Origin of the sequence: Pseudarthrobacter cellobiosi, from assembly GCF_023913755.1 — a bacterium.
In the GTDB taxonomy this organism is placed as follows: domain Bacteria; phylum Actinomycetota; class Actinomycetes; order Actinomycetales; family Micrococcaceae; genus Arthrobacter; species Arthrobacter cellobiosi.
Genome location: NZ_JAMXBJ010000027.1, coordinates 20,656 through 36,492, shown reverse-complemented (window position 1 = coordinate 36,492; position 15,837 = coordinate 20,656). Strand labels below are relative to the sequence as shown.

The window sequence follows — 15,837 nt, the reverse complement described above, 5'->3', positions numbered from 1 at the left end:
GCAGTCTGAACTTACTCTGCGGCTTCGATCGGCGTGGAAACGAGCTTGCCTTCGTTGATTTCGCGCAGGGCGATGGACAGCGACTTCTCGTTCAGCTTGGTGTCGACCAGGGGGCCGACGTACTCGAACAGGCCCTCGTGCAGCTGGGCGTAGTAAGCGTTGATCTGACGTGCACGCTTGGCACCGAAGATCACCAGGCCGTACTTGGAATCAGCTGCCTTAAGCAGTGAGTCGATCGGCGGGTTGATGATGCCTTCAAGGTTCGTGGACACGAATTCTCCAAATTCTAACGGGCTGGCTGGTACCGGCTACTAGTGCGGGTGCGGGGTCAGCCCCATGAGTGAAACAAGCTCGTCCGCTGCCCGGCGAACGTCATCATTGATGACGGTGTGGTTAAACTCCGGTTCAGCGGCAAGTTCCAGTTTAGCTGTTTCCAGCCGCTGCTGCTGCTCCTGCTCAGTTTCCGTGCCGCGACCCACCAGTCGGCGGACCATTTCGTCCCAGCTGGGCGGCGCCAGGAACACAAACTGGGCGTCAGGAACGGCCTGCTTGACCTGGCGTGCACCCTGCAGATCGATCTCCAGCAGGACGGACCTGCCGGCGGCGATGGCCTCGTCCACGGAACTCCGCAGGGTGCCGTAGGTGTTCTGGCCGTGGACTACGGCCCACTCCAGGAACTCGCCGGCTGCAACGAGCGATTCGAACTCTTCCTTGGACTTGAAGAAGTAGTGGACGCCATCCTGCTCACCGGGCCGCGGAGCGCGGGTGGTGGCCGATACGGAAAGCCAGACTTCGGGGTACTTGTCCCGGATGTAGGTGGACACGGTGCCTTTGCCAACAGCCGTCGGACCAGCGAGGACTGTCAGTCCCGGTTTCTTGCTCACGTATTCCTTTACGGCGGAGTTTGGGTGCGGGCGCCTCTAGGAACGCCCTATTTCTCGTCTATAAAATCTACCAGCGCCTGGCGCTGGTGAATGCCCAGGCCGCGGAGCCGGCGGGAGGCCGCTATGCCCAGCTGCTCCATAATGGCGGCAGCCCTGACTTTTCCAATACCCGGCAGAGCCTCCAACAGCTCCACCACGCGCATCCGGGCCAAGGCGTCGTCCGCTGCGGCGGCGTCAAGGAGGTCCGCGGCCGATGTCTTGCCATTCTTGAGGCGATCTTTCGCGGCCGCCCGGGCGGCCCGGGCGGCGGCCGCCTTGTTCAGGGCGGCCGCGCGTTCCGAAGCGGATAAGGGTCGCAGGCTCATGGAGGACACCCCCGGATTCATCGGCTGAGTCCAAGGCGACCGCCATTGGACTTGTCCTGAAACCTACCCCTTGGCGGGCGGTGAATCAATGGATGCCGCCATTAGGCACCTATTCGCCGAGGAGCCCAACAAGCGTGCGCAACGCAGCGTTGCGGAGACCTTGGGTCCCTGGACCGGCAGCCAGGATATCCCTGCTGGACGTCCCCAGGACCTGCGGGTACGCGGCCCCGAAAGTCCGGCGCAGGTCCGCAGGGGTTGCACCCTGCGCGCCCAGTCCGGGGGCGAGGATCGGTCCCCGGACCGCCGGAAGGTCCAGGTGCAGGTCAGTCAACGCTGATCCCACGGTGGCGCCGACGACGAGTCCAACGGACCCCAGGCTGCCGGCATAACGGCTGTTCTCTGCCGCTGCCGCCTCGACGATCCGCCGGGCCACCGAGTCGGCTCCGCCCACATGCTGCACGGAAGCGCCCTCCGGATTGGAGGTCAGCGCCAGGACAAAAACGCCGCGGCCGTTGTCCGCGGCCAGGTCAAGGGCCGGGCGGAGCGACTCAAACCCCAGGTACGGGCTGAGGGTCACGGAGTCGGCCGCCAGGGACGAGCCGTCCCGCAGCCAGGCGTCCGCGTAGGCAGCCATCGTGGAGCCGATATCGCCCCGCTTGGCGTCGGCGATGGTGAGGACCTGTGCCTGCGCTGCCGCGGCCAGGACCTCTTCAAGGACTGCCATCCCGGCCGAGCCGTGGCGCTCGTAAAGCGCCACCTGCGGCTTCACCGCGGCAGCGAGCGAACCGACGGCCTCCAGGACCGTCAGCGAGAACCGCCTCAGCCCTGCGGCGTCGTCGGCCAGTCCCCAGTCGTTCAGGAGTGCCGGGTGCGGGTCAATACCCACGCACAGCGGCCCGCGGGACGCCATGGCCGCCCCGAGCCGGGAGCCGAAGGACTCCCGGCCGGCGGGGCTTGATGAGGTGGAACCGGCCTCAGGCATGCTGCGAAACCGCAGACTCGGCCGCCGCGTTCTCCGCAGCTGCCTTCTGGGACGCCACCAGCGCAGCGGCGTGCTCCTGCAGGCTGGTCACTGACCACTCGTAGGTGCGCATGGCCTCGATGGCCTGCACCGCGGCGTTGAACTCTGCCACCGTGGTGATGCAGGGGATGCCGATGGAGGTCGCGGCGGCGCGCAGGGCGTAGCCGTCGCTGCGGGCTTCGCCGCCGGAGGGCGTGTTGAAGACCATGTCGATCTCGCCGGCGATGACGAGGTCTGCGATGGTGCCCTCGCCTTCGGCGCTGCTGCCCTCGGCGACCTTGCGGACCGTGCTGGCCTGGATGCCGTTGCGGCGCAGGACGTCGGCGGTGCCGCCGGTGGAGACGATCTCAAAGCCGAGGTCCGAGAGGCGCTTGACGGCCATGATGACCGCCCGCTTGTCCCGGTTGGCCACGGAGACGAAGATCTTGCCTTCGGTGGGCAGGGCATTGTTGGCGGCTGCCTGGCTCTTGGCGAAGGCGGTGTCGAAGTGCTTGTCGATGCCCATGACTTCACCGGTGGACCGCATTTCCGGCCCGAGCAGCGAGTCCACAACCTTGCCTTCCGGGGTGCGGAAGCGGCTGAACGGAAGCACGGCTTCCTTGACCGAGACCGGAGCGTCGAGCGGCAGCGTGGAGCCGTCACCGGTTTCCGGCAGCATCTTGTAGGCGGTCCGGAGCTGGTGGATGGTGACACCCGTGCCGATCAGCGCGGCGGCCTTGGCCATCTGGACGCCCGTGGCCTTGGAGACGAACGGCACGGTGCGGGAGGCACGCGGGTTCGCTTCGAGCACGTAGAGAACGTCCGAGGCCAGCGCGAACTGGATGTTGATCAGGCCGCGGACGCCCACGCCCTCGGCGATGGCGCGGGTTGCCGTGCGGACACGCTCGATCACGTTGTTGCCCAGGGTGATGGGAGGCAGGACACACGCGGAGTCGCCGGAGTGGATACCGGCCTCCTCGATGTGTTCCATGATGCCGCCCAGGTACATGTCGGTGCCGTCGAAGAGCGCGTCGACGTCGATTTCGACGGCGTCCTCCAGGAAGCGGTCGATCAGCACCGGGTGGTCCGGGGTAATTTCCGTGGCGTTGGCGATGTACCGGGAGAGGTTCGGCTCGTCGTAGACGATTTCCATACCGCGGCCGCCGAGCACGTAGGACGGGCGGACCAGGACGGGGTAGCCAATCTCGTCGGCGATTTTCTTTGCGTCCTCGAAGGACACCGCGGTGCCGTTCTTCGGGGCGATCAGTCCGGCGTTGTCGAGTACGCGGGAGAACTCCCCGCGGTGCTCGGCGAGGTCGATCGCTTCCGGTGACGTGCCAAGGATGGGGACGCCGGCGTCGGCCAGCTGCTGTGCAAGCTTCAGCGGCGTCTGGCCACCGAGCTGCACAAAGACACCCATCACGCCGCCGGTGCGTTCCTCTGCGGCGATGACCTCGAGGACGTCCTCAAGGGTCAGCGGCTCGAAGTATAGGCGCGTGGAGACGTCATAGTCCGTCGAGACGGTCTCCGGGTTGCAGTTGACCATAACGGTCTCATAGCCGGCCTTGCGCAGCGCCATGGAGGCGTGGACGCAGGAGTAATCGAACTCGATGCCCTGGCCGATGCGGTTGGGACCGGAGCCGAGGATCAGGATGGACGGCTTGGAGTGCAGCGCAATCTCGTCCTCCTCGTCGTAGGACGAGTAGTGGTACGGGGTGTAGGCGGCGAACTCGGCGGCGCAGGTATCCACCGTCTTGTAGACCGGACGGATCCCGAGCGCCTGCCGCACACCGCGGACCACGGCTTCGGAGTTGTGCGTGAGGGAACCGATCTGCTCGTCCGAGAAGCCGTGGCGCTTGGCGCGCTTGAGCATCTCCACGGTCAGGGCTCCGGCCTGGCGGATCTCATGGGAGATCTCATTGAGCAACTGGAGCTGGTCCAGGTACCAGGGGTCGATCTTGGTGGCTTCGAACAGCTGTTCCACGGTGGCGCCGCCGAGCAGGGCACGCTGGACCTGGTGCAGGCGTTCGGTGGTGGGCCGCTTGGCCTTCTCGATCAGCTCCGGGACTTCCCACTCGGGGACGGAGGTGAAGTCCAGCTGCGATCCCTTCTGCTCAAGGGAGCGCAGCGCCTTCTGCAGGGCCTCGGTGAAGTTGCGGCCCATGGCCATGGCTTCGCCCACGGACTTCATGGTGGTGGTGAGGGTGTCGTCGGCGGCCGGGAACTTCTCGAAAGCGAAGCGCGGGACCTTGACCACCACGTAGTCCAGGGTGGGCTCGAACGACGCCGGGGTCTTCTGCGTGATGTCGTTCGGGATCTCGTCCAGCGTGTAGCCGAGGGAGAGCTTGGTGGCGATCTTGGCGATGGCGAAGCCCGTGGCCTTGGACGCCAGGGCGGAGGACCGGGATACACGCGGGTTCATCTCGATGACCACTACCCGGCCGGTGTCCGGCTCGATGGCGAACTGGATGTTGCAGCCGCCGGTGTCCACGCCCACCTCACGGATGACGGCGATGGAGATATCGCGTAGCCGCTGGTATTCGCGGTCCGTCAGGGTCAGTGCGGGCGCCACGGTGATGGAGTCGCCGGTGTGCACGCCCACGGGGTCGAAGTTCTCGATGGAGCAGACCACCACGACGTTGTCGTTTTTGTCGCGCATCATCTCAAGCTCGTACTCCTTCCAGCCGAGGATGCTCTCTTCAAGCAGCACCTCGGACGTGGGGCTGTACTGCAGGCCCTGGCCCACGATGCGGCGGAGGTCATTCTCGTTGTAGGCCAGGCCCGAGCCGAGGCCGCCCATGGTGAAGGAAGGCCGGACCACCATGGGGTAGCCGAGGTCCTCGGCGGCGGTGAAGGCCTCGTCCATGGTGTGGATGATGTGGCTGCGGGCCGATTCGGCGCCGCAGCGTTCCACCACGCCCTTGAACTTTTCGCGGTCCTCGCCGAGCTCGATGGCGGCGATGTTCGCACCGATGAGTTCCACGTTGTACTTGGCCAGCACGCCGTTCTTGTCCAGCGCGATGGCTGTGTTCAGCGCGGTCTGCCCGCCCAGGGTGGGCAGGATCGCGTCCGGGCGCTCCTTGGCGATGATCTTCTCCACCACCTCAGGGGTGATGGGTTCGATGTAGGTGGCGTCGGCGAACTCGGGGTCCGTCATGATGGTGGCCGGGTTCGAGTTCACCAGGATGACCCGCAGGCCCTCCTCCTTGAGGACACGCAGTGCCTGGGTGCCGGAGTAGTCGAACTCCGCGGCCTGGCCGATGACGATCGGGCCGGAACCGATGACCAGGACGCTCTTAAGGTCAGTTCTCTTGGGCATTACTTCTTGTCCTCAGTCTTGGAATCGGTGGTGTTCTCTGAGCCGGTTTTGGTGACGGCCATCAGGTCGATGAAACGGTCAAACAGGTAGGCGGCGTCGTGCGGGCCGGCTGCGGCTTCCGGGTGGTACTGCACCGAGAAGGCGGGGATGTCCAGGCACGCGAGGCCTTCGACGACGTCGTCGTTGAGGCTGATGTGGCTGACCTCGACACGGCCGTAGCGCTCCTCGGGAGCCTGTGTGGCGCCGTCGAGCGGTGCGTCCACGGCGAAGCCGTGGTTCTGCGAGGTGATCTCCACCTTGCCAGTGCGGCGGTCCAGGACGGGCTGGTTGATGCCGCGGTGGCCGTAGCGGAGCTTGTAGGTGCCGAAGCCCAGGGCGCGTCCCAGGATCTGGTTGCCGAAGCAGATGCCGAAGTACGGCAGCTTCTCGTCCAGGACGGAGCGCAGCAGTTTGACCTGGGCGTCAGCCGTGGCGGGGTCTCCGGGGCCGTTGGACATAAAGAAGCCGTCCGGGTTGACGGCCTTGACGTCCTCGAGGGTGGAGGTTGCCGGCAGGACATGGACCCGGACGCCGCGCTCGGCGAAGCGGATGGGGGTCATGGCCTTGATGCCGAGGTCGATCGCGGCAATGCTGAAGCGCGGCTCGCCGTCCCAGCCGTGGTCCTGGGGATCCACCACATAGGCTTCGCTGACGCTGACTTCCTCGGCCAGGCGGGCGCCTTCCATCGGGGCGCTGGCCAGGACCGAGTCAAGGAGCTCCTTGTCCGTGGCCTTGGCGGCCGCACCCGAGAAGATGCCGGCGCGCATGGTCTTGTGCTCGCGCAGGTGTCGGGTGATGGCGCGGGTGTCCACGCCCTGGATGCCGACGATCCCCTGCTCGATGAGTTCCTCGTCCAGGGAGCGTTCGGAGCGCCAGTTGGAGGGGCGGCGAGCGGCGTCGCGGACGATGTAGCCGGCCACCCAGATGCGCCGGGATTCGGCGTCGTCGCTGTTCACACCCGTGTTGCCGATGTGTGGCGCCGTCTGCACCACCAGCTGGCGGGCGTAGGAAGGATCGGTAATGGTTTCCTGGTAGCCGGTCATACCGGTGGCGAACACGGCCTCGCCCAGGGCAGTACCCTGCGCGCCGTAGCTGGTGCCGCGGAACATCCGGCCGTCCTCCAGGACGAATACCGCCGGTGTGGGAACTGTGGTGGAAAGGGCTGCTGGTGCCGCGGTCTCTGCTTTTGCTGTCGCTGTTTCTGTCACTGTCTTACTTTCCACTCTGGGGATCCTGGGAATGTTCCTGGGGGGCTGCGGCGATCAATTGCTGAAGGGAGTCATAGAGGGCGTCTTTGTCGGCGGCCCGGCGGGTCCGGAAACCCGTGTCGAGTTCGTGGGTCCCGAGGTCCCAGGTGAGGACCAGGAGGCCGTCCTTTTCAACGAACTTGCCGGCCATTCCGCTTTCCTGCCGGACGGCGGTGAGGCTTCCTGCCGGGATGTAGAGCGCCGGGGCACCCGTTCTGTCGAAGAGGACGCCGTGCGGGTACACGCTGAGAACGGCATTGGTCCGGATGCCAAGCCTGTGGACCGCGATCCGGTCCAGCCAGTCTCCGGCGGTGGTGGACGCAACGTACTGGCCGTCGGCCCCGGCGAGGGGCACCCCGGGCGCCTCGGGCACGTCGGGCAACCGGCCGACGTCGGCCTGCCGCCTGAGTCGGTTGCGCCAGCCTACCCAGATCATCAGCAGGACAACAGCGATGAGCACCGTCGTGATGAGGCCGGTGAGTAGTTTGGTGTCCATCAGGAGGCGCCTGCCGCAGACGCCGCCGGTTCGCGGTACGGCGTGTTGAGCTTTCCGTCCAGGACGGTGGGGTGGCCCTTGTAGAAGGTGGACACCACCTTGCCCGGCAGCTCCAGGCCGGCGAACGGGGAGTTGCGGCCCATGGTTGCCATCGTGGCAGGGTCAACGGTCCAGCGTGCCGCCGGGTCCACCAGGATCATGTTGGCGGGTTCGCCGGCGTCCAGGGGACGGCCCTGGTCCGCCACTCGGCCGATCTGCGCCGCCGCGGTGGAGGTCACGCGGGCGAAATCGGCCCAGGTCATGAGGCCGGTTTCGATCATGGTGTGCTGGACCACGGACAGAGCGGTTTCCAGCCCGGTCATGCCCATGGCGGCCTGTGCCCACTCGCATTCCTTGTGCTCGCTCGGGTGCGGGGCGTGGTCGGTGCCCACCACGTCGATGGTGCCGTCAGCCAGGCCGGCGCGCAGTGCCTGTACATCTGCATCTGTCCGCAGCGGCGGGTTGACCTTGTAGACGGGGTTGTAGCTGCGGACCAGGTCGTCGGTGAGCAGAAGGTGGTGCGGGGTGACTTCGGCGGTGACGTTGATGCCGCGTGCCTTGGCCCAGCGGATGATTTCCACGGAGCCGGCGGTGGAGACGTGGCAGACGTGCAGGCGGGAGTTCACGTGCTGCGTCAGCAGGACGTCACGGGCGATGATGCTCTCCTCGGCCACCGCCGGCCAGCCGGTGAGTCCCAGGACGGCGGAGACGGCGCCCTCGTTCATCTGGGCCCCGGCGGTAAGGCGGGGTTCCTGCGCGTGCTGGGCCACCACGCCGTCGAAGGCTTTGACGTACTCCAGGGCGCGGCGCATCAGCACGGGATCGTGGACGCAGATGCCGTCGTCGGAGAACATGCGGACCTGGGCGCGGGAATCTGCCATGGCGCCGAGTTCGGCGAGCTGCTCGCCGGCCAGGCCGACGGTCACGGCGCCGACAGGACGGACGTCCACCCAGCCGGCCGCGCGGCCGAGGCTGTGGACCTGTTCCACCACACCGGCGGTGTCCGCCACCGGGTTGCTGTTGGCCATGGCGTGGACCGCGGTGAACCCGCCCAAGGCGGCGGCGCGGGTGCCGGTTTCGACGGTTTCAGCGTCTTCGCGGCCGGGTTCGCGCAGGTGCGTGTGCACGTCCACCATGCCGGGCAGGGCCACCAGGCCGGCGGCTTCGATGATGGTGGCGCCATGGGCGTCTTGGTGGGTGGCAGCGGCTGCGCCCCGGGCGGCGATGACGCCGCCACTGATCAGCAGGTCCTCGGCCCCGGCGCCCAGGATCGACGCACCGCGGATCAGATAGGTTCCGTTGTTCTCTGCCATCAGTTGCTCTCCTTGGTGGAATGGGCGGCGTTTGAACGCGCTTCATTGGTGCGGGCTGCGCCCGCTGTGGCGGCTGGTTCGCGGGTATCCCCGGAGAGCAGCAGATAGAGGGTGGCCATCCGGACCGAGACGCCGTTGCGCACCTGCGCAAGCACGGTGGAACGGGGTGAGTCGGCGGCGGCGGAAGAAATCTCCAGGCCTCGGTTCATGGGTCCGGGATGCATGATGATGGTGTCCTTCAGTCCCAGGCTGTCCAGGGCCCGGAGCCGGTTGTCATCGAAGCCCCAGCGGCGCGAGTATTCGCGGGTGGAGGGGAAGAACGAGGCGTTCATCCGCTCGCCCTGCACGCGCAGCATCATCACGGCGTCCACACCCTGCGCCAGGGTGTCGTCCATGTCGTAGCTGACCTTGCACGGCCAGTGTTCGACGCCGATGGGCAGCAGGGTGGGTGGCGCCACGAGTGTGACTTCGGCGCCGAGCGTGCGGAGCAGCCAGACGTTGGAGCGGGCCACGCGGGAGTGCAGGACGTCCCCGGCGATGGCTACGCGCATGCCTTTGAGGTCCGACCCGGTCGAGGCGGATCCCGCCAGCTTTGACCAGTGCCGGCGCATGGTGAAGGCGTCCAGGAGGGCCTGCGTGGGGTGTTCGTGGGTGCCGTCGCCGGCGTTGATGACGGCGGCGTCGATCCAGTCCGTGGCGGCGAGCCGGTGCGGCGCACCCGAGGCCCAGTGCCGGATCACAACGGCGTCCGCGCCCATGGCTGCCAGCGTCTGGGCTGTGTCCTTGAGGGATTCGCCCTTGGAGACGGAGGAGCCCTTCGCGGCGAAGTTGATGACGTCGGCGGACAGCCTCTTGGCGGCCGCTTCGAAGGAGATCCGCGTGCGGGTTGAGTCTTCGAAGAAGAGGTTCACCACGGTGCGGCCGCGGAGGGCCGGGAGCTTTTTGACTTCGCGGTCCCCTACGGCAGCCATTTCCTCGGCGGTGTCGAGGATGCGGATGGCGTTGGCCAGGCTGAGGTCTTCGGTGGAGAGGAGGTGTCTCACGCGCCGCCCTCGATAACTACTTCGTTGACTACGGAACCGTCGGCGGCGGTGTCGGTTTCCTCAAGGCGGACCCGGACCTTCTCGGCGGACGAGGTGGGCAGGTTCTTGCCCACGTGGTCGGCCCGGATGGGCAGCTCACGGTGGCCGCGGTCGATCAGCACAGCGAGCCGGACGATCCGCGGACGGCCGAGGTCGATGATGGCGTCAAGGGCGGCACGGATGGTGCGGCCGGAATACAGGACATCATCGATGAGCACCACAACCTTGTTATCGATTCCCGTGCGCGGGAGCTGGGTGGGGTACGGCGGCCTGGTGGGCTGGTGGGAAAGGTCATCGCGGAACATGGTGACGTCCAGCTGCCCGACAATGGCGGTGGCGTCCACGTTGGGGTCCGCGGCTGCAATCTTGTGTGCGAGGCGGACGGCCAGCGGGTAACCGCGGCGCGGGATGCCCAGCAGGACCAGGTCCTCGGCCCCTTTGTTGGCCTCAAGGATCTCGTGGGCGATTCGAGTGAGTGCACGGTCAATGTCCGCCTGGTTGAGGACAACCCTGGCTGGAACCGGTGCGTTTGTAACAGAAGTCAAACTCTCGTCTCCCCTTTCCCCGCCTCACGGGACGGAATTAAAAAAGGATCATTTGCGTTTCAAAATTACCACATCGGGCGGGGCATCATAGGCTTCCAGTATGTCCATGCACCCTCATCAGCCGGGTTCCGGCCCGGCCAGCGGGCCGGCCGGGCCACCGGATTCCTTCCCCACGCAGGCCAACCCCAGCTGGATGGGCCGGGTTGAGCCGGAGTACTACCGTCCCGCGCCCGGAATCAACGCAGCTCAGCTGCCGCCGCTGGGGCCTCCGCCGGCAACCCTGGCAGGCAGGCGGCCCGCAGGCCTCCTGGCCCTCACGGTGGGCGGCGCCGCCCTTGTGTTCCTGAGCCTGTTCCTGGTGGTGCCCTTCCTGCTGGCCAACACCGGCGTGGGCGGCTTCCTGGTGGGCTTTGTGGTGTCGCTGATCCCGCTGTCCGCGGTGCTCCTTGCCGTCTACCTGATCGACCGGTGGGAACCGGAACCAAAGCGGCTCCTGCTCTTCGCATTCACCTGGGGCGCGGCCGTGTCCATCGCCGTCACACTGCTCATCCAGCCGCTCTTTGCCCTGACCTTCCAGTTCAGCGATGTGGCGGACTTCCAGACGTTTATGGCCACCGTCCAGGCGCCCGTGGTGGAGGAGTTCGCGAAGTCCCTGGGCCTGCTGCTGATCCTGCTGCTGGCGCGCAAACACTTCGACGGTCCGGTGGACGGCATAGTCTTCGCCTTCACCATCGCCGGCGGCTTCGCGTTCACCGAAAACATCCTCTACTTTGGACGGGCCATCGCCGAATCCGCCAACCCGGGAACGGACCTGGCCCAGATCTTCCTCCTCCGCGGCGCGATGTCACCCTTCGCCCATGCCATTTTCACGGGAACCACCGGCCTCATCATGGGTTTCGCTGCCCGCCGCTGGCACCCCGGGGCCTCGGTGCTGGCCTTTGTCATCGGACTGATCCCGGCGATGCTGCTGCATAACCGGTGGAACAGCATGGGCGCGGGGTTCCTGGCCGAGTACATCCTGATCCAGGTGCCCATCTTTGTGCTGGCTATTGTGGGCATCATCCTCCTCCGCGTCGCTGAAAACCGGCTCACGCGCCAACGGCTGATGGAATATTCCGCGGCTGGCTGGTTCAGCCCCGCCGAGGTGGAACTGCTGGCCACCCCGCGCGGCCGGCGGACCGCCCTGCAGTGGGCGGCCGGCTATAACCGCCGCCCGCAGATGAAGGCGTTCCTGCACTCTGCCACCCAGCTCGCCTTCATCCGGCAGCGCATCCTCAGCGGCCGCGACGTCCGGCTGCACCAGATGGAGGAACAGCAGCAACTTCAGCGGATTCTGTCGTTGCGCGCCGCCGTCGCGGGCTGACGTGGGCGCTGTTCGGTTCCTCCTGCCACGTTCCCCGGAGAGCTTCCGGCAAAGCCGTCATTGACAGTGCCTCATCGAGGACTTTGCCGAAGTTCTCCGCATCGTGGGCGAAACGGCCCAGGAAAAGCCCGGAGACGCCGTCGAGCGCGGGCAGCAGCCCTGGCCTGGCCGACCCGCCATAGATGACCGGCAGCTCCCCCAACGCGTCGCCGGCCTCGTGCGAATGGGCAGCCAGCAGCGTCCGCAGTGAACGCACGACGGCGGCGACGCAGCCTGCGTCGGCGGGCTCCGCTGCGCCAATGGCCCAGACCGGTTCGTAGGCGATCATGAGCCGGGATGCCAGGGCCCAGTCACCGCCGACCGCCTCGTCGATCTGCTGATGGACAAATGCAGCCGCTCCGCTGGCTCCGGTCCCGGTTTTTTCATCGCGTGTTTCCTCGCCCACGCACAGCAGCGGGGTAATGCCGGCGTCGTCGGCTGCCCTGACTTTCCGGGCGATCATGGTGTTATCCTCGCCGAAGTGCCGCCGCCGTTCGGCGTGGCCGATCTCCACGAGGCTTACCCCAAGCTCGGCCAGAAGCGACGGCGACACCTCACCTGTCCACGGGCCGTCCGCCCAGCCGCAGTTCTGGGCCCCCAGCAGAAGCGGTGATCCTGAGATGACGCTGCCGGCGGCCGGAAGAACCGGGAAGGAAGGGATCACAAACGGGACCACACGCCCGGCCGCAAGGGCCGGACGGGAGTCCACTTCATGCCGTATGCGGGCGAGCCAGTCCAGGCAGTCCCGGTATCCCATGTACATCTTGGTGCTGACGCCGATGTAGAGGATCTCCGGGGTGCCGCTCTGGTCAGCGCTGCTCCATTCAGTCATGGTGTCCGGTCACTTGTTGTCGAGCAGATCGTCGGCCTTGTTGCGGAACCTCTTGGTGGCGTACATCATGATGGCCGCCACGAACGGAAGCCCGCCGAGGGCGTACACGCCCATGGTGCCGGTGTCCGATGCGGTGACCTGGTTGACCGTGGTCCGCAGGATGGGGGCCACGAAGCCGCCCAGGTTACCCAGCGAGTTAATCAAGCCGATGCCCGCAGCGGCCGCCGTTCCGGTGAGGAACGCCGTCGGGTAGGACCATGCGATGGGACCGATCGAGAGGAAGCTGCACACCGCGAGGGTGATGAAGATGATGCCCAGCGCCGGGAGGTGGTTGGAGCCCGCCCAGGCGGAGCCGAAGATGCACAGGCCGGTGGAGATAAACAGGCCCGTGCCCCAAATGCGGCGGCGGACGATGGTGTTGGCAGCCTTGCCGATGAAGTAGCACGCGAAGATGCCGAAGAACCATGGGATGGCCGCCAGCAGGCCGACTTCGATGCCCACCTTCTGCCCGGTGAGCTGTGCCACCTGCTGCGGCAGGTAGAACGTCACGCCGTAGACGGCAATCTGGAGGCAGAAGTAGATGGCGGTGAAGTACCAGACCTTGCGGTTCTTCATGGCGGCGAGGACTCCGCGGGGGCCGTCCTTTTCCTTGACCCCGTCCTCGAGGGCCATAACGTCCAGAAGCGCCTTTTTCTCGTCCTTGTCCAGGAATTTCGCGTCCTGCGGGGAGTTGATGAGGAAGAAGTACGCCGCAATACCGGCGAGTACCGCCAGCATGCCTTCAACGAAGAACATGACTTGCCAGCCGGCAACGCCGGGAACCTGGTCGCCGATGTTGATGAGCCACCCCGACAGCGGGGCGCCCATCATCTGGGAGAACGGCTGGGCCAGGTAGAAGATGGCGAACATCTTGACGCGGACCTTGTTGGGGAACCAGGCGGCCAGGAACATGATGACGCCCGGGAACAGGCCGGCCTCGGTGACGCCCAGCAGGAAGCGCAGGATGATGAAGGACGTCTCGCCCTGGACGAAGGCGAAGCAGGCGGAGACGATGCCCCACGTGATGGCGATGCGGGCCAGCCACACCTTGGCACCGAACTTGGTCAGCAGCAGGTTGGAAGGGATCTCGAACAAGGCGTAGCCGATGAAGAAGATTCCGGCGCCGAGGGCATATGCGCCGGCGGTGATGCCTCTGTCCACTTCCAGTGCTGCCTCGGCGAAGCCCACGTTGGTGCGGTCCAGGAATGCCACGACGTACAGGATGACGAGCATCGGCATCAGCCGGAAGGAGGCTTTGGAGATCGCCGATTTGAGGACCGGTGAATCCAGTAACTCCTTGGTGGCGTTTGTTCCAGTGGTGACAGTCATTCAAACTCCTCGTTGAGTAAGTAGGTGAGCAAATCAGTGGAAGGTGGAGCGATTAGAGCGAGAAGGCGATGAGTATTGCGCCGACCAGGCAGGCGAACACGCCCACGGCCATGTAGATTCTGCGTTCCTTGGTCCAGGAGCCCATGGTGGTCCTTCCTAGTGCATGTAGAGTCCGCCATCCACGTTCAGCGTCTGGCCGGAGATGTATCCGGCGTCCTCGCTGATGAGGAAGGCGATGGCTGCTGCGATGTCGCGGGTGGAACCGACGCGGTTGACCACGAGGTCCTTGGTGAGTTCGTCTTTGCGTTCCTGGCTGAGGGTGCCGCCCATGATGTCCGTGTCGACGGGGCCAGGGGAAATGGCGTTGACCGTGATGTCATACTCCCCCAGTTCGCGGGCGGTGGCGCGGGTCAGGCCGATGACCCCTGCCTTGGCCGCGGAGTACGGCGTTTTGGAGAAGGTGCCGCCGCCGCGTTGCGCGGAGACGGAAGAGATGTTCACGATGCGTCCGATCCGGTTCTTCGCCATGGATTCGGCGACGCGGCGGGTGGCGTAATGGACACCGTTGAGGTTGATGCTCATGACGCGGTCCCATTCAGCGGCGTCCAGTTCAAGATACGGAACAGGCGAGCTGACGCCGGCCACATTGGCCAGTGCGACGACCTGTGGCAGCTCTGCTTCGATCGAGTCGATGGCTGCGCGGACGGAGGCTTCGTCGCCGATGTTGGCGCCGACGCCGTGGGCCTTCACGCCGTACTGGGCGGCGATTTCCTTGGCGGTGGCCTGGGACTGGGCGTCATCCAGGTCGATGATGCCGATGTTCCAGCCCTGGGCGGCAAGGTATCCGGCCGTGGCACGGCCGATACCGCGTTCGGAGACGGCGCCGGTGATGATTGCGGTGCGTTCAGTGGGGAAAGTGGTCATGGAAATGCTCCTTAGTTGATGGGGGCCGGGCCGAGCCCGTCGATGAGCTTCTGCATGGCCACGTAGGCCCTGTTCCGGTAGGCGATGAGTTCCGGGGTGCGTTCGGCCGGGACGTTGAGGAAGCCCGCGCCGGTCTTGGTGCCGAGTTTGCCTGCTTCCACTAGGTCACTCAGGATCTTGGGCGTGGCGAAGCGTTCCGGGAATTCGGTCTGCAGGGAGTTGTAGCAGAAGTTGTAGACGTCCAGTCCGGCCATGTCTGCGATGGCGAACGGACCGAAGAACGGCAGGCGGAAGCCGAAGGTGGTGCGGACCAGGGTGTCCACGTCCTCAGCGGTAGCGATTCCCTGCTCCACGAGCTGCGCGGCCTCGTGGAAGAGGGCGTACTGCAGGCGGTTCAGGACGAATCCTGTGACGTCCTTGACCACCGCGGTCTGCTTGTTGGCGGCATGGACCAGGTCCCGGACGGCGCCGATGGTGGCCGCCGACGTACCGGCATGCGGGATGATTTCCACGCCAGGGATGAACGGGGACGGGTTCGAGAAGTGCACGCCCAGGAACCGCTCCGAGTTGGCGACCGGCTCGGACAGCTCCGCGATGGAGATGGTTGACGTGTTGGAACCGATGATGGCGTCCGGCCGGGCGGCGGCGCTGATCCGGGCCAGCGTCTGGTGCTTGATGGCGATGACTTCGGGCACGGCTTCTTCGATGAAGTCGGCATCCGCCACGGCTTCCTCGATGTCGTTGGCGGCCCACAGATTCTGCTTGAGGATGGCGGTTGAACCCTCGGGGAACAGTCCGTCGGCCACGAACTGGTCCGATTCGGCCAGCAGACGGTCATAGTTCTTCTGCGCCACCTCGGCGGAGACATCGGCCAGGGCAACGCGGGCTCCGCCCAGTGCCAGGACCTGGGCGATACCGCCGCCCATGTAGCCCGATCCGACGACGGCGATCTTGCGTGCGCTGTTAGGTGTTGTGGTCATGA

Annotated in this window: 15 protein-coding genes; 1 reads left to right on the top strand and 14 read right to left on the bottom strand. The window is 66.0% G+C overall.

What is annotated here, in order from left to right; genetic code table 11:
* Positions 1-11 precede the first annotated feature (11 nt).
* The 10 genes from rpoZ to pyrR all read right to left on the bottom strand — a co-directional run bounded on the left by rpoZ (position 12) and on the right by pyrR (position 10,329).
* Complete coding sequence (rpoZ, locus tag NG696_RS02430; RefSeq protein ID WP_056340218.1) at positions 12-272, bottom strand: DNA-directed RNA polymerase subunit omega; 261 nt, start codon at positions 270-272, stop codon at positions 12-14.
* Between the two features lie 39 nt (positions 273-311).
* Positions 312-884 (bottom strand): guanylate kinase, encoded by a 573-nt coding sequence (gene gmk / locus NG696_RS02425; RefSeq protein WP_252573825.1) that lies wholly within the window; start codon positions 882-884, stop codon positions 312-314.
* Positions 885-931: 47 nt separating this feature from the next.
* Positions 932-1,249: an integration host factor, actinobacterial type gene (mihF, locus tag NG696_RS02420; RefSeq protein ID WP_252565589.1), complete on the bottom strand. Its 318-nt coding sequence runs from the start codon at positions 1,247-1,249 to the stop codon at positions 932-934.
* A 109-nt stretch (positions 1,250-1,358) separates the two neighbouring features.
* Entirely contained in the window at positions 1,359-2,231 is an 873-nt protein-coding gene (gene pyrF / locus NG696_RS02415; protein WP_252565509.1) for an orotidine-5'-phosphate decarboxylase, read from the bottom strand.
* Complete coding sequence (gene carB / locus NG696_RS02410) at positions 2,224-5,568, bottom strand: carbamoyl-phosphate synthase large subunit (RefSeq protein WP_252565511.1); 3,345 nt, start codon at positions 5,566-5,568, stop codon at positions 2,224-2,226. The genes pyrF and carB overlap by 8 nt, the downstream gene beginning before the upstream one ends.
* The gene (gene carA, locus NG696_RS02405; protein ID WP_374208660.1) at positions 5,568-6,839 is read right to left on the bottom strand and encodes a glutamine-hydrolyzing carbamoyl-phosphate synthase small subunit; all 1,272 of its coding nucleotides are present in this window, start codon (positions 6,837-6,839) and stop codon (positions 5,568-5,570) included. The genes carB and carA overlap by 1 nt, the downstream gene beginning before the upstream one ends.
* Entirely contained in the window at positions 6,820-7,350 is a 531-nt protein-coding gene (locus NG696_RS02400; protein ID WP_252565513.1) for a PH-like domain-containing protein, read from the bottom strand. Before NG696_RS02400 ends, carA begins: the two co-directional genes overlap by 20 nt.
* Positions 7,350-8,702 (bottom strand): dihydroorotase, encoded by a 1,353-nt coding sequence (locus NG696_RS02395; protein ID WP_252565516.1) that lies wholly within the window; start codon positions 8,700-8,702, stop codon positions 7,350-7,352. The genes NG696_RS02400 and NG696_RS02395 overlap by 1 nt, the downstream gene beginning before the upstream one ends.
* Positions 8,702-9,745 (bottom strand): aspartate carbamoyltransferase catalytic subunit, encoded by a 1,044-nt coding sequence (locus tag NG696_RS02390; RefSeq protein WP_252573822.1) that lies wholly within the window; start codon positions 9,743-9,745, stop codon positions 8,702-8,704. Before NG696_RS02390 ends, NG696_RS02395 begins: the two co-directional genes overlap by 1 nt.
* Positions 9,742-10,329 carry a bifunctional pyr operon transcriptional regulator/uracil phosphoribosyltransferase PyrR gene (pyrR, locus tag NG696_RS02385; RefSeq protein ID WP_252565519.1) on the bottom strand — a complete coding sequence of 196 codons (588 nt, stop codon included), beginning with the start codon at positions 10,327-10,329 and terminating at the stop codon, positions 9,742-9,744. The genes NG696_RS02390 and pyrR overlap by 4 nt, the downstream gene beginning before the upstream one ends.
* A 100-nt stretch (positions 10,330-10,429) precedes the next feature.
* Here pyrR and NG696_RS02380 point away from each other — a divergent pair, with 100 nt between their 5' ends.
* Positions 10,430-11,692, top strand: a complete 1,263-nt coding sequence (locus tag NG696_RS02380) for a PrsW family intramembrane metalloprotease (RefSeq protein WP_252565520.1) — start codon at positions 10,430-10,432, stop codon at positions 11,690-11,692.
* Here the strand turns inward: NG696_RS02380 and NG696_RS02375 are convergent.
* The 4 genes from NG696_RS02375 to NG696_RS02360 form a co-directional block, all read right to left on the bottom strand.
* Positions 11,604-12,563, bottom strand: coding sequence for a triose-phosphate isomerase family protein (locus NG696_RS02375; protein WP_252565521.1), 960 nt, complete (start codon positions 12,561-12,563; stop codon positions 11,604-11,606). The genes NG696_RS02380 and NG696_RS02375 overlap by 89 nt on opposite strands.
* 9 nt (positions 12,564-12,572) lie before the next feature.
* Positions 12,573-13,931, bottom strand: coding sequence for an MFS transporter (locus NG696_RS02370; RefSeq protein ID WP_252573821.1), 1,359 nt, complete (start codon positions 13,929-13,931; stop codon positions 12,573-12,575).
* A 156-nt stretch (positions 13,932-14,087) separates the two neighbouring features.
* Positions 14,088-14,855 (bottom strand): SDR family NAD(P)-dependent oxidoreductase, encoded by a 768-nt coding sequence (locus NG696_RS02365; RefSeq protein WP_252565523.1) that lies wholly within the window; start codon positions 14,853-14,855, stop codon positions 14,088-14,090.
* Between the two features lie 11 nt (positions 14,856-14,866).
* Positions 14,867-15,835, bottom strand: a complete 969-nt coding sequence (locus NG696_RS02360; RefSeq protein ID WP_252565524.1) for a 3-hydroxyacyl-CoA dehydrogenase family protein — start codon at positions 15,833-15,835, stop codon at positions 14,867-14,869.
* Positions 15,836-15,837: the final 2 nt, after the last annotated feature.

Coding starts and splice junctions, on each gene's coding strand:
- mihF (WP_252565589.1), bottom strand. CDS start 1,249: ATGAGCCTGCGACCCTTATCCGCTTCGGAACGCGCGGCCGCCCTGAAC.
- pyrF (WP_252565509.1), bottom strand. CDS start 2,231: ATGCCTGAGGCCGGTTCCACCTCATCAAGCCCCGCCGGCCGGGAGTCC.
- carB (WP_252565511.1), bottom strand. CDS start 5,568: ATGCCCAAGAGAACTGACCTTAAGAGCGTCCTGGTCATCGGTTCCGGC.
- NG696_RS02400 (WP_252565513.1), bottom strand. CDS start 7,350: ATGGACACCAAACTACTCACCGGCCTCATCACGACGGTGCTCATCGCT.
- NG696_RS02395 (WP_252565516.1), bottom strand. CDS start 8,702: ATGGCAGAGAACAACGGAACCTATCTGATCCGCGGTGCGTCGATCCTG.
- NG696_RS02380 (WP_252565520.1), top strand. CDS start 10,430: ATGTCCATGCACCCTCATCAGCCGGGTTCCGGCCCGGCCAGCGGGCCG.
- NG696_RS02375 (WP_252565521.1), bottom strand. CDS start 12,563: ATGACTGAATGGAGCAGCGCTGACCAGAGCGGCACCCCGGAGATCCTC.
- NG696_RS02370 (WP_252573821.1), bottom strand. CDS start 13,931: ATGACTGTCACCACTGGAACAAACGCCACCAAGGAGTTACTGGATTCA.
- NG696_RS02365 (WP_252565523.1), bottom strand. CDS start 14,855: ATGACCACTTTCCCCACTGAACGCACCGCAATCATCACCGGCGCCGTC.
- NG696_RS02360 (WP_252565524.1), bottom strand. CDS start 15,835: ATGACCACAACACCTAACAGCGCACGCAAGATCGCCGTCGTCGGATCG.